Raw genomic sequence first — 12,835 nt, 5'->3', positions numbered from 1 at the left:
GGGGCGAGGACAAGGAGCACACGGCAGTCATGACAGCCGCACCCAGCCTGGAACCGGGCCCGGACGCCGCCACCGCGCAGGCACCCGGCACCGAGCCGACCGAACCGCAGGCCCCGCACGCCGAGCCGACCGCACAGGTCGACCAGGCCGCCCAGGCCACCCAGGCCGAGCCGGCCGAGAAGCAGGCCCGCTACCCGGGCCGCCCGGCCGCCGCCCCGCGCACCCTGGTCGACCTCCTCGACGCGACCGCCCGGCAGCACCCCGCCGAGCCCGCCCTCGACGACGGCACCACCGTGCTCAGCTACCGGGCGCTGGCCGGCGAGGTCGAGCAGCTGCGCCGCCGCCTCGCCGCCGCCGGCATCGGCCGCGGCGACCGGGTCGGCGTCCGCGTGCCCTCCGGCACCAACGACCTCTACGTCTCCGTGCTCGCGGTGCTCGCCGCCGGCGCCGCCTACGTCCCCGTGGACTTCGAGGACCCGGACGAGCGCGCCCAGCTGGTCTTCGAGGAGGCCGCCGTCGCCGCCGTCCTCGGCGCCGAGCGCGCGCTCACGCCCGTCGGACCGGCTCGTGAACCGCTCGCCGACCAGACGCCCGCCGCCCGGCGCCCCACCCCGGCGGACGACGCCTGGATCATCTTCACCTCCGGCTCGACCGGCCGCCCCAAGGGTGTCGCCGTCACCCACCGCAACGCCGCCGCCTTCGTCGACGCCGAGGCCGCGCTCTTCCTCCAGGACGAGCCGATCGGCCCCGGCGACCGGGTGATGGCCGGCCTGTCCGTCGCCTTCGACGCCTCCTGCGAGGAGATGTGGCTGGCCTGGCGCCACGGCGCCTGCCTGGTGCCCGTCCCCCGCTCCCAGGTGCGCTCCGGCGCCGACCTCGGCCCCTGGCTGGCCGAGCAGGAGATCACCGTGGTCTCCACCGTGCCGACGCTGGCCGCGCTCTGGCCGGCCGAGGCGCTCAACGAGGTCCGACTGCTGATCTTCGGCGGCGAGGCCTGCCCGCCCGAGCTGGTCCAGCGGGTGGTCACCGAGGGCCGCGAGGTGTGGAACACCTACGGCCCCACCGAGGCCACCGTGGTCGCCTGCGGGGCGCTGCTGACCGGCGAGGGCCCGGTGCGGATCGGCCTGCCGCTGGACGGCTGGGACCTCGTCGTCGTCGACGAGGCCGGCGAGCCGGTCGCGCCCGGCGGCACCGGCCAGCTGGTGATCGGCGGCGTCGGCCTGGCCCGCTACCTGGACCCGGAGAAGGACGCCGAGAAGTACGCGCCGCTGCCCTCGATGGGCTGGGAGCGCGCCTACCGCAGCGGCGACCTCGTCCAGGCCGACCCGGAGGGCCTGCTCTTCCTGGGCCGCGCCGACGAGCAGATCAAGCTCGGCGGCCGGCGGATCGAGCTCGGCGAGGTGGACGCGGCGCTGCAGGCGCTGCCCGGCGTGGCCGGCGCGGCCGCGGCCGTGCGCACCGCGCGCGGCGGCAACCAGCTGCTGGTCGGCTACCTGGTGACCGGAGAGGGCTTCGACCGCGAGCAGGCGGTGGCGCGGCTGCGCGCCGAGCTGCCGGCCGCGCTCGTGCCGCTGCTCGCCCCGGTGGACACCCTGCCCACCCGCACCTCCGGCAAGGTGGACCGCAACGCGCTGCCCTGGCCGCTCCCGGACCTGGAGACCGCCGGCCCGACCGAGCAGCTGTACGGCACCGAGGCCTGGCTGGCCGAGCAGTGGACGGAGATCCTCGGGGTGCCGGTGAGCGGCCCCCGGGAGGACTTCTTCGCGATCGGCGGCGGCAGCCTGGCCGCCGCCCGGCTGACCACCCTGCTGCGCACCCGCTACCCGAACGCGGCGGTGCTGGACATCTACCAGCAGCCGACGCTGCGCAAGCTCGCCCGCCACCTGGAGCGCACGGCCGCCGGCACCAGCGAGGCCCGGACGATCGCGCCGGTGCCGACCCGCGCCAAGCTGCTGCAGCTGCTCCTGCTGATCCCGCTGTTCACCGTGGTCGGCCTGCGCTGGACGGTGGCCGTGCTGGCGCTCGGCAACCTGCTCTCCCACCTGGACGGCTTCGCCTGGGCGCCCACCGCCTCCTGGTGGGCGGTCGGCGCGGGCGCGGCGGCGCTGTTCACCCCGGCGGGCCGCCTCGCGATCGCGGCCGGCGGCGCCCGGCTGCTGCTGCGCGGCCTGCGGCCGGGCAGCTACCCGCGCGGCGGCGGCGTCCACCTGCGGCTGTGGACCGCCGAGCGGCTGGCCGAGGTGAGCGGCGCGACCTCGCTGTCCGGCTCCTGGCTGGTGCGCTACGCGCGGGCGCTGGGCGCCAAGGTCGGCGAGGAGGTGGACCTGCACTCGCTGCCGCCGGTGACCGGCATGCTCAAGCTGGGCCGGGGCTGCGCGGTGGAGGCCGAGGTGGACCTCAACGGCTACTGGCTGGACGGCGACCGGCTGGAGGTCGGACAGCTCAAGGTCGGCTCGGGCGCCGTGGTCGGCACCCGCTCGACCCTGCTGCCGGGCGCCCGGGTCGGCAAGCGGGCCCAGGTGGTGGCCGGCTCCAGCGTCACCGGGCACGTCCCGACCGGCCAGCGCTGGGGCGGCGCGCCCGCCGTCAAGCTGGGCCGCGCCGAGCGGAGCTGGCCCAAGGAGCGCCCGGTGCGCCGGGCCCGCTGGTCCGCGCTCTACGGGCTGAGCGGTACCGCGCTGAGCCTGCTGCCGCTGCTGCCGGCGGTGGCCGGCCTCGCGGTGCTCGCCCCGTTCGTCGACCCGGCGGACGGTCTGGGCGGCGCGCTCGGCGGCGCCCTGCTCGGCCTGCTGCCGGCCACCCTGGCGTTCGGGGTGGTGTACGCGGCGCAGTTGGTCGCGGCGGTGCGGCTGCTGTCGATCGGGCTGGAGCCGGGGGTGCACCCGCTGCACGGCCGGGTCGGCTGGCAGGCCTGGACGGTCATGCAGCTGATGGACCAGGCCCGGGAGATCCTCTTCCCGCTGTACGCGGGTCTGGTGACCCCGCTGTGGCTGCGGGCGCTGGGCATGCGGGTCGGCAAGCACGCCGAGGTGTCCACGGTGCTGGCGCTGCCGAGCCTGACCACGGTCGGTGACGGCGCGTTCCTGGCCGACGACACCCTGATGGCGCCGTACGAGCTGGGCGGCGGCTGGGTGCGCCTGGGCGAGGCGAAGGTCGGCGAGCGGGCGTTCCTCGGCAATTCGGGGATGACCGCGCCGGGCCGTTCGGTGCCCAAGCGCGGCCTGGTCGGCGTGCTGTCCGCGACGCCGGAGAAGGCGAAGAAGGGCGGCTCCTACCTGGGCATGCCGCCGGTGCGGCTGCCGCGCTCGGCCGACCAGGCGGACCAGAGCCTGACCTACGAGCCGCCGGCGCGGCTGCTGTGGGCGCGCGGGCTGGTCGAGGTGGCCCGGCTGCTGCCGGTGCTGGCCTCGGGGGCGCTGGGCGCGCTGACCCTGGCGGCGCTGTCCTGGCTGTCGACCGCGTGGTCCCCGCTCGCGGCGGCGCTGCTGTCCGGCGCGGTGCTGCTGGTGGCGGGCACGGCGGCGTGCGCGGTGGCGGTGGCCGCGAAGTGGCTGCTGGTCGGCCGCTTCCGGGCGGTGGAGCACCCGCTGTGGAGCGGCTTCGTGTGGCGCAACGAGCTGGCGGACACCTTCGTGGAGGTGCTGGCGGTGCCGTGGCTGGTGGGCGCGGTGCCGGGTACGCCGGTGCTGAACGTGTGGCTGCGGGCGCTCGGCGCGAAGGTCGGGCACGGTGTGTGGTGCGAGAGCTACTGGCTGCCGGAGGCGGACCTGGTGACGCTCGGGGACGGGGTGTCGGTCAACCGCGGCTGCGTCGTGCAGACCCACCTCTTCCACGACCGGATCATGCGGATGGATACTGTCGTCCTCCGCGAGGGCGCCACCCTGGGGCCCGGCGGCATCGTGCTGCCCGGCAGTACGGTGGGCGCGCGCAGCACGCTGGGCCCGGCCTCGCTGGTGATGCGCGCCGAATCCGTGCCCGCCGACAGCCGGTGGCTCGGCAACCCGATCGAGGTGTGGCAGACCACCTCCTGACCGCCGTCCCCCGGGGGCCGGCCGGGGTTCGCCCCGTCCGGCCCCCGGGCGTCCCCCGTCCCAGCCCCGTCCCCGTCCCCTGCCCAGTCCCGTGTTTCCAGGAGCGTACGACCCGGTGAACCCCCGCCCGGCGCAGTCCCCGCAGCCCCCGCAGCCCGTCTCCCCGCCGGACCCCTACTTCCCGGCCAGCGGTGATCCGCGCTACCGGGTCCACCGGTACGAGCTGGCGCTGGACTACCGGCCCGGCCCGAACCGGCTCGGCGGCACGGCCCGGCTGAGCGCGGTCGCCGCGACCGCGCTGACCGAGTTCGCGCTGGACCTCGCCGAGTTCCGGATCGGCCGGGTGCTGGTGGACGGCAAGGCGGCCCGCTACACCCACCGGGCGGGCAAGCTGCGGATCCGCCCGCCGAAGGCGCTGGCGGCGGGCGCGGTGTTCACCGTCGACGTGCACTACACCGGGAACCCCCGACCGGTGCGCAGCCCGTGGGGCGGCCTGGGCTGGGAGGAGCTGACCGACGGCGCGCTGGTGGCCAGCCAGCCGGTCGGGGCGCCGTCCTGGTTCCCGTGCAACGACCGGCCGGCGGACAAGGCGACGTACCAGATCGCGATCACCACGCCGTCCCCGTACACGGTGGTGGTGGGCGGCCGGCTGCTCACCCGGACCACCGGCTCGTCCAGCACCACCTGGGTGTACGAGCAGTCCGCGCCGACCTCGACCTACCTGGTGACGGTCTCGATCGGCCAGTACCGGCCGGTGGTGCTGGCCGAGCACCCGCAGGTGCCGCAGACCGGGTACGTGCCGGAGCGGCTGGCCGGCGCGTTCGCCGCGGACTTCGGGCGGCAGCCGAAGATGATGGCCTACTTCGGGGAGGTGTTCGGCCCGTACCCGTTCGGCGAGTACACGGTGGTGGTCGCCGACGAGGAGCTGGACGTCCCGGTGGAGGCGCAGGGGGTGGCGACCTTCGGCACCAACCACGTGGGCGGCGGCTGGGAGCGGGAGCGGCTGGTGGCCCACGAGCTGGCGCACCAGTGGTTCGGCAACAGCGTGTCGATCGGCGACTGGAGCCACATCTGGCTGAACGAGGGGCTGGCGAAGTACGCGGAGTGGCTCTGGTCGGAGCGCTCCGGCGGGCCGACGGCGGGCGCCCGGGCCGCGTACGCGCACCGGCTGCTGGCCGGGCTTCCGCAGGACCTGCGGCTGGCCGACCCGGGCCGCAAGCTGATGTTCGACGACCGGCTGTACCAGCGCGGCGGTCTGGTGGTGCACGCGCTGCGGCTGGCGCTCGGGGACACCGCGTTCTTCCGGATGCTCAAGGACTGGGCCTCGTTCCACCGGCACGGGGTGGTGACCACGGCGGACTTCCGCGCGCACGCCGCCCGGTACGCCCGGACGCCGCTGGACGAGCTGTTCGAGGCCTGGCTGTGGCGGCCGGAGCTGCCGCCGCTGCCGGCGGGCTGAGCCTCCGTCCGCGCTTCCGCCTTCCGGCTTCCGGCTTCCGGCTTCCGGCTTCCGGCTTCCGGCTTCCGGCTTCCGGCTTCCGTGCCCGGGCTCAGACGAGCTCGGGCACGGTGCGGTGCAGGCCCTTGCGGTCGTAGTAGCGGGCCATCGCGAAGCCGAAGAGCAGGGCCGCGACGGTGCCGATGGCGATCCAGGTCCAGGCCCGGGCGAGGCCGGCGTCGGCCTGCGCGTCGAAGAACAGGATGGCGCGCACCCCGTCGGTGAGCTGGCGCATCGGTTCGAACAGCGCGAGGAACCGGTAGAACGACGGCAGGGCGTCCAGCGGCACGGTCGCGCCGGAGGACGGCAGGCCGAGCACGATGAACACGAACATGCTGACCAGCAGGCCGAGGCCGCCGAAGGCCGCGTTGATCGCCTGGACGCCGAGGCCGACCGCGCTGCTGGCGCAGACCGAGAAGATCCACAGCAGCGGCAGGTGCGCGGCGTCCATGTCCAGGATCACCACCCCGGCCAGCATGATCAGCGAGGAGGTGAGCAGCGACAGGCCCACCGACATCACGCACTTGACGGCGAGGGTGCTGGTGCGGCTGATCGGCACCACCGGGTGGCGGGCGCGCCAGGGGCCGATCTCGTTGTCGGCGTAGCCGAGCGCGACGTCGACGCCGTTGCCGATGATGTTGGCGCCGAAGAAGCCGGCCAGGACGAGCAGCAGGGTGTAGTAGAAGGCGGAGAGCCCGAGGCCGCTGCGGTTGCCGATCGGGTGGCCGACGGTGGTGCTGACGGCGATCGGGTCGGCGATCAGCAACCGGGCCGCGTCGTCCAGGCCCTGGGCCTGCGGCAGGGCGGAGAGCCGGCCGCCGAGGGACAGGGAGGCCTGGTGGACGGCCTGCTGGCCGATCTGGGCGGCCAGCGAGGAGCCGAGGCTGCCGACGCCCGGGTTGGTGTACTGGATCACGGTGGGGCGCGCGGGCTTGGCGCTCGCGCCGCCGAGGGCGGCCACCGCGGCGGTGAAGTCGGGCGGCACCTGGAGCGCCCCGTAGAGCTTGCCGGAGGCCAGTTGCTCCCGCGCGGCGGCCTCGTCGAGCCGCCGCCAGGAGACGGCGTCCCCCTGGCCGGGGGCGGTTTCGATGCCGGTGACGAGCTGCTCGCCGAGGTTCTGCGGCTGTCCGCCGACCTCGGCGCCGAGGTCGGTGTTCACCAGGGCGATCGGCAGGTGGTGCAGGTCGGCGCGGGGGTCGAGGATGCCGCCGAGGTAGAGCAGCGACATCAGCAGGCTGAGCAGGCCGACCAGCACGGCCGGGACCGCCCAGACCTTGGGGTTGCGGAGCACCCGGCGGGCCTTGACGCCGGCGGGCGGCTCGGGCCGGCGCGGCTCGGGAAGGGTCGGGCCGGAGGACGAGGGCATGACGCTCCGTAGGGTCGAGGTCAGACGGACCCTAGGAGCGGCGCGGGGCGCCGGCGCGGTGCCACGCCGCCGGGTCACCCGCCCGCACCGCACCGACGGCGCGGCCCGGCCCCTCCGCCGAGGGGCCGGGCCGCGGTCGTACCGGGGTGTCAGCCGGTGAAGCCGGCCGTGACGGAGGTGAACTGCCAGTCGTTCTGGGCGGTGCCGGAGCAGGTCTCCTGCTGGCCGCCGCCCGGGCAGCCGCGGTCGCGGTTGACCGACCAGAAGGCGAGCCGGGCCAGGTGGTGGCTGTTGGCCCAGTCGCGGATCGCCGTCCAGGTCTGGACGGAGGTGACCTCGTTGTTGTCGCTGAGGCCGTTCATGCCGGAGATGCCGATGTGCGCGTAGGCGGTGGCGTCGTCCCAGCCGAAGACGGACTTCAGCTTGGTCTTCAGGCCCTCGGTGGCGCTGACCGTGGCGGCGTACATGTCCGTGGAGGCGTTGCCGAAGTCGAACGGCATGATGGTGAAGACGTCGATGTCCGCGCCGAGCGCCTTGGCCTGCTCGATCAGCCGGTTGCCGTAGTAGGTCGGGCCGGAGACGGCGGTGCCGAAGGTCAGGATGGTGCGCAGACCGGGGTTGTTCTGCTTGACGATCTTGAGCGCGCCGAGGATCCGGTCCTGGACGGCGGTGTTCTCGAACTCGTCGGTGTTCTCGATGTCGACGTCGATCGCCTTGAGGCCGTAGGCGTCGATCACCTTCTGGTAGGCGGCGGCGAGGTCGGCGGTGGTGGCGCAGTTGGGGCCGAGCTTGTTGCCGCTCCAGCCGCCGATCGACGGGACGACGTCGCCGCCGGCGGCGCGCACCGCCTTGATGGTGGCCTGGTCGACGCCGTTCAGCAGCGGCCGCTGGCTGTCCCAGGTCGGGTTGCAGCCGTTCTGCGCCAGGATGAACGCCAGGGTGAACCACTTGATGCCGGTGGCGTTCATGACGGTGGTGGGGGACGGCGGGTTGCCCCAGCCGTTGTACAGGTAGGGCGCGGCCTGCTTGAAGCCGGTCGGGGTGGGGCCGCCGCCGGTGTCGGTCGTCACGGACACCGCGGTGGAGGCGGCGGAGGTGTTCCCGGCCGCGTCGCGGGCCCGGACGGTGAAGCTGTAGGCGGTGGAGGCGCTCAGGCCGGTGACCGTGGTGCCGGTGCCGGTGGCGGTCGCGACCTTGGCGGCGCCCTGGTAGACGTCGTAGCCGGTGACGCCGACGTTGTCGGTGGCGGCGTCCCAGGCCAGCGTGACGCTGTTCGCCGACTTGCCGGTGGCGCGCAGGTTGCCGGGCACGGTGGGGGCCTGGGTGTCGGCGGGCGGGGTGCCGCCGCCGGGGCCGTCGAAGACGATGTCGTCGGCGTAGTAGGTGCCCTGGCCGTACCAGCCGTTGACGTAGACCTCGGCGCTGGTCTGGGTGGCGCCGGTGGTGAACGAGACGCTCAGCCTGCTGTAGTCGGCGGCGGAGGTCCAGGCGGAGCCGCCGCCGGTGACGCCGAGGTAGACGTAGCTGCCGCGGACCCAGCCGGAGAGCGTGTAGGTGGTGCTGGGCTTGACCGCGACGGTCTGCGCGCACTTGGCGGTGTCGCTCGCGGTGGCCGCGCCGGCCAGCGCCTTGGCGCCGCCGTGCACGGGGGTGGTGACGACCGAGCCGAGACCGCCGGAGCAGGTCCAGCCGGACAGGGTGCCGGTCTCGAAGCCGCCGTTGGTGAGCTGGTCGGCCGCGTGGGCGGCGGTGGGCGCGGTGAACGCCGCGGCGGCCGCGAGCAGCGCGGCGGCGCCGACGGCGGGCAGTCGGGTGCGCTTGAGCACCGTTGACCTCCAGTGGGGGATGTGGGGGGTGGAGGTGCGGGGAGGGCCCCAAAATGGACTGGACCAATTGCTCATGTCAAGTCGCGTCCGTCGAACGGACGGTGATGGAGTGTCGGAAGGGGCGCGGGATCGGGAGAAAATGGGTGGAAAGGCCTGACGTGACGAATTAGGTTGGTGCGGCCGTACCCCGGCACCACGCACCTCCCCCTCCCGCACCACGTCAGAGGATCAGATGACCGACCTGTCCGACGAACTGCTCCCCACGACCCGACGCGCGCTGCTGCACCGCCTGGCCGTCGCCCAGTCCGAGGGCCGCACCCCCTCGATGGTCGCCGCCGTGGTCCGGGACGGGCAGCTGGTCTGGAGCGGCGCCCGCAGCATGGTCGACGACCACGCACCCTCCACCGACGTGCAGTACCGGATCGGCTCGATCACCAAGACCTTCGCCGCAGTCCTCGTCCTGCGGCTGCGCGACGAGGGGCTGCTCGACCTCGCCGACCCGATCGAACGCCACCTGCCCGGCACCCCCGCCGACGGCGCCACCGTCGCCCAGCTGCTCTCGCACTCGGCCGGCCTCGCCTCGGAGACCCCGGGCCCGTGGTGGGAGCGGACCGACGGCGCGCTGCGCCCGACCCTCGCCGACCTCCTGGAGGAGGAGCGGCCCCGCCGCCACCCCGTCGGCCGGGTGCACCACTACTCCAACCCCACCTACGCGCTGCTCGGCGCGCTGGTCGAGCGGCTGCGCGGCGAGCCCTGGGGCGAGGTGCTGCGCCGCGAGGTCCTCGCACCCCTCGGCATGGACCGCACCACCCTGCTGCCCGAGCACCCGCACGCCGGCGGCTTCGCCGTCCACCCCTGGGCCGACGTCATGCTGCCCGAGCCGCTCACCGACGGCGGCCTGATGGCCCCCGCCGGCCAGCTCTGGTCCACCACCGCCGACCTCGCCCGGTGGGCCGCCTTCCTGGCCGACGGCCACGAGAAGGTGCTGTCCGCCGACACCCTGGCCGAGATGCGCCGCCCCGCCGTCGCCCCGGACACCGACGACTGGACCGAGACCTACGGCCTGGGCCTCCAGCTGATCCGGCACGAGGGCCGCACCCTGTTCGGGCACAGCGGATCGATGCCCGGCTTCACCGCCGGCCTCTGGGTCAGCGAGGCGGACGGCCTGGCCGCGATCGCCTTCGCCAACGCCACCCACGGCGCCCGCACCGCGCGGGTCGCCGTCGAACTGATCGCGATCACCGCGCAGCACGAGCCCCGGATCCCCGAGCCGTGGCGCCCGCTGTCCGAGGTCGACGAGCAGCTCCTCGCCCTCACCGGCCCCTGGTACTGGGGCGCCGCCCCTCACACCCTGCGGCTGGCGGCCGGGCGGGGCCTGGAGCTCTCGGCGCTCGGCAGCTCCGGCCGCGCCTCGCGGTTCCGCGCCGAGGACGACGGCACCTGGACCGGACTGGACGACTACTACGCGGGCGAGACCCTGCGGGTGGTGCGGGCCGCCGACGGCTCGGTGAGCCACCTGGACATCGGCTCCTTCGTGTTCACCCGCGAACCCTACGGCCCGGCCGAGGCCGTCCCGGGCGGGATCGACGGGCCGGGCTGGCGGGCGTACTGACCCGAAGGCCCCCCGGCCCACGGGCCCGCCGTCCACCCGCCGCGCCACCTGCCGCGCCGCGCCACCTGCCCGCTGCCCGCTGCCCGCCCGTTCTACCCGCCCGCGCCCCGGGCCGGGGCCGGGCCGGTGGCGGCGCGCGGCGGGTGGGCGCCGCGGCGCAGCGCGTGGACGCCGCGCACCACGTACCCGGCGAGCAGCAGCCCGCCCGCCATCGCGCCCGAGGCGTAGGTGTCCGCCGCCTGCGCCTCGGACCAGCCGGCCGCCGCGCCGATCACCAGGTACGGCGCCGCCGCGACCAGCAGCGCCACGGCGAGCGCCACCAGCGCCGTCCGCGGGCGCCGGTCGTCCTCCCAGCAGCGCTCGCCGACCAGGTGCAGGGCGAGCGTCATCGCCACCACCAGGCACCACCACGGCGAGGGCGCCAGTCCGACCGCCCTCGCCAGCAGGTACACCAGCGCGAGCCCGGCCGTCGCCGCCGCCTGGCACACCATGACCTCTGCCATGTCCCTGGCGAACGTGCGCCAGAGTCCCGCCCCCGGAATCCACCCCATGCAGCGGAGGATAGGGCGGCACCCCGGTGCCCAACAGGTGTCCCGCACACGTCGGGTGGCCGCATTCAGCAGGTGCACATCTGCGCTACGCCGAACGGCAACGTGGATGCCAGCCGGTTTGGAGAGACATACGGGTGCCGGTTCGCAGACCCGTCGACCGTACGGGCCTGGCCGGGCCGGTGCCACGGCAATCCCCGTGGCCGCCGTCGTCCGTGCTGCCCTGGAGGGTCCGCCATGACCACCGTCCCCACGTACACTCCGCCCGCAGTCGCCCCCGGCCGGGACACCACCGCGGTGCCCGCCGCCCGCCAGGACAGCGCGTCCGGCTCCGCCTCGGCCGTCTACACCGTCGCGCTGGCCCGCGACGAGGCCGACGTCCGCGCCGCCCAGCGGCTGCGCCACCAGGTCTTCGCCGACGAACTCGGCGCCACTCTGCACAGCACCGTCCCCGGCCTGGACGCGGACCCCTTCGACGAGTTCTGCGACCACCTGCTCGTCCGCGAGGGCGAGGACGGCGCGGTCGTCGGCACCTACCGCCTGCTGCGCCCCGAGGCCGCCCGCCGGGCCGGCCGGCTCTACTCCGACGGCGAGTTCGACCTCGCCGGCCTCGCCCCGCTGCGCGACGGCCTGGTCGAGCTCGGCCGCTCCTGCATCGCCGCCGAGCACCGGGGCAACGGCGCCGTCATCAACCTCATGTGGGGCGGCATAGCCCGCTACCTCGCCGACACCGGCAACACCTGGGTGGGCGGCTGCTGCTCGATCCCGCTGGCCGACGGCGGCGCCACCGCCGCCCGGGTCTGGGACACCGTCGCAGCCAAGCACCTCGCCCCCGAGCAGTACCGGGTCGCCCCGCACCGCCCGTGGGACGCCACCGGGGTGGAGCGGGCCGCGAAGGCGCCGCTGCCCGCCTTGCTCCGCGGCTACCTGCGGCTCGGCGCCTGGGTCTGCGGCGAGCCCGCGCACGACCCGGACTTCGACTGCGCCGACCTGTACGTCCTGCTGTCGCTGGAGCGCACCGACCCGCGCTACCTGCGGCACTTCCTCTCCGGCGTGGGCGGCGTCGGCACGGCTGCGGCCCCGGCCCCGGAACAGGTCTCATGAGCGTCTGGCTGCCGACGGGCTCCTGCACGCCGGAGGCCTGCCTGACCGATCCGGCGCCGGCCGTCGCGCTCCCCCGGCGGGTCGTGCGGCTGGCCGCCTTCCTGGTGGTGCTCACGGTCGGGCTCGCGCTGCTCGTACCGGCCCGGGCCCTGCCGCGCGGGCCGCGCGACCGGCTCGCCCGGTTCTGGGCGCGCGGCCTGCTCGGCTCGCTGGGGGTCGCGGTGCGGATCGAGCCCGGCCCGGGCGGGGTCCCGGGCGGGGCGCTGGTGGTGGCCAACCACGTCTCCTGGCTGGACATCCCGCTGATCGCCGCCACCAGCCCCGGCCGCTCACTGGCCAAGACCGAGGTGCGCCACTGGCCGGTGCTCGGCCCGGTGATCGCCTGGGGCGGCACCGTCTTCGTCGACCGCGACCGGCTGCGCACCCTGCCGGCCGCCGTCGCCGAGGTGGCCGAGGGCCTGCGGTCCGGCCAACCGGTGATCGTCTTCCCGGAGGGTTCCACCTGGTGCGGCCGGGAGAGCGGCCGCTTCCGTCCGGCCTTCTTCGAGGCGGCCGTCCGGTCCGGGGCCGTCGTCCAACCGCTCGCGATCCGCTACCGGCTGGACGACGGCCGCCCCACCAGCGCCCCCGCGTTCATCGGCGAGGACGGCCTGCTCACCTCACTGGCCCGGGTCGTCGCCGTCCGGGGCCTGGTCGCCGAGCTGACCTACCGTGCCCCGATCACCGCCCCGCCGGCCGATCCGGCCCACCCCTGGGAGGCCCGCAAGGCCCTGGCCCGCACCGCCCAGAGCGCGGTGGAGGGCATCCGCTGAGCGGGCGCTCCGGGCTCCGCGCCCACCGCCGGTTTCCG

8 protein-coding genes are annotated in these 12,835 nt (G+C 75.3%); 5 read left to right on the top strand and 3 right to left on the bottom strand.

Features of this window, described 5'->3' with window-relative positions:
• The first annotated feature begins 29 nt into the window (after positions 1–29).
• Complete coding sequence (locus tag ACFVFS_RS26550; RefSeq protein ID WP_380627217.1) at positions 30–4,031, top strand: Pls/PosA family non-ribosomal peptide synthetase; 4,002 nt, start codon at positions 30–32, stop codon at positions 4,029–4,031.
• 115 nt (positions 4,032–4,146) lie between these two features.
• Complete coding sequence (locus tag ACFVFS_RS26545) at positions 4,147–5,490, top strand: M1 family metallopeptidase (protein ID WP_380627216.1); 1,344 nt, start codon at positions 4,147–4,149, stop codon at positions 5,488–5,490.
• A 91-nt stretch (positions 5,491–5,581) separates the two neighbouring features.
• Here the strand turns inward: ACFVFS_RS26545 and ACFVFS_RS26540 are convergent, their stop codons facing one another.
• Both ACFVFS_RS26540 and ACFVFS_RS26535 read right to left on the bottom strand, forming a co-directional pair.
• Positions 5,582–6,895, bottom strand: coding sequence for a YhgE/Pip domain-containing protein (locus tag ACFVFS_RS26540; protein WP_380627215.1), 1,314 nt, complete (start codon positions 6,893–6,895; stop codon positions 5,582–5,584).
• A 149-nt stretch (positions 6,896–7,044) separates the two neighbouring features.
• The gene (locus tag ACFVFS_RS26535) at positions 7,045–8,721 is read right to left on the bottom strand and encodes a carbohydrate binding domain-containing protein (RefSeq protein WP_380627214.1); all 1,677 of its coding nucleotides are present in this window, start codon (positions 8,719–8,721) and stop codon (positions 7,045–7,047) included.
• Between the two features lie 232 nt (positions 8,722–8,953).
• Between ACFVFS_RS26535 and ACFVFS_RS26530 the strand changes: the two genes are divergently transcribed.
• Positions 8,954–10,333, top strand: coding sequence for a serine hydrolase domain-containing protein (locus tag ACFVFS_RS26530; RefSeq protein ID WP_380627212.1), 1,380 nt, complete (start codon positions 8,954–8,956; stop codon positions 10,331–10,333).
• A gap of 92 nt (positions 10,334–10,425) precedes the next feature.
• On the opposite strand, the gene ACFVFS_RS26525 is transcribed toward ACFVFS_RS26530, so the two are convergent.
• Complete coding sequence (locus ACFVFS_RS26525; protein WP_380627211.1) at positions 10,426–10,836, bottom strand: hypothetical protein; 411 nt, start codon at positions 10,834–10,836, stop codon at positions 10,426–10,428.
• A 282-nt stretch (positions 10,837–11,118) separates the two neighbouring features.
• On the opposite strand from ACFVFS_RS26525, the gene ACFVFS_RS26520 reads away from it, so the two are divergent.
• Together ACFVFS_RS26520 and ACFVFS_RS26515 are read left to right on the top strand one after the other, a co-directional pair.
• A complete protein-coding gene (locus tag ACFVFS_RS26520; RefSeq protein ID WP_380627210.1) occupies positions 11,119–11,985 on the top strand; it encodes a GNAT family N-acetyltransferase in 867 nt (288 codons plus the stop codon).
• Positions 11,982–12,797, top strand: coding sequence for a lysophospholipid acyltransferase family protein (locus tag ACFVFS_RS26515; RefSeq protein ID WP_380627209.1), 816 nt, complete (start codon positions 11,982–11,984; stop codon positions 12,795–12,797). Before ACFVFS_RS26520 ends, ACFVFS_RS26515 begins: the two co-directional genes overlap by 4 nt.
• Positions 12,798–12,835: the final 38 nt, after the last annotated feature.

The sequence above is a fragment of the Kitasatospora sp. NPDC057692 genome, from assembly GCF_042799475.1.
Classification (GTDB): Bacteria; Actinomycetota; Actinomycetes; order Streptomycetales; family Streptomycetaceae; genus Kitasatospora.
The sequence above is the reverse complement of the archived record's forward strand: the minus strand, read 5'-3'. Positions and strand labels throughout refer to the sequence as shown.

What these genes read in the sequence shown, in the direction of transcription:
- ACFVFS_RS26520 (WP_380627210.1), top strand. Translation starts at nt 11,119, where the DNA reads ATGACCACCGTCCCCACGTACACTCCGCCCGCAGTCGCCCCCGGCCGG.
- ACFVFS_RS26550 (WP_380627217.1), top strand. Translation starts at nt 30, where the DNA reads ATGACAGCCGCACCCAGCCTGGAACCGGGCCCGGACGCCGCCACCGCG.
- ACFVFS_RS26530 (WP_380627212.1), top strand. Translation starts at nt 8,954, where the DNA reads ATGACCGACCTGTCCGACGAACTGCTCCCCACGACCCGACGCGCGCTG.
- ACFVFS_RS26515 (WP_380627209.1), top strand. Translation starts at nt 11,982, where the DNA reads ATGAGCGTCTGGCTGCCGACGGGCTCCTGCACGCCGGAGGCCTGCCTG.
- ACFVFS_RS26525 (WP_380627211.1), bottom strand. Translation starts at nt 10,836, where the DNA reads ATGGCAGAGGTCATGGTGTGCCAGGCGGCGGCGACGGCCGGGCTCGCG.
- ACFVFS_RS26540 (WP_380627215.1), bottom strand. Translation starts at nt 6,895, where the DNA reads ATGCCCTCGTCCTCCGGCCCGACCCTTCCCGAGCCGCGCCGGCCCGAG.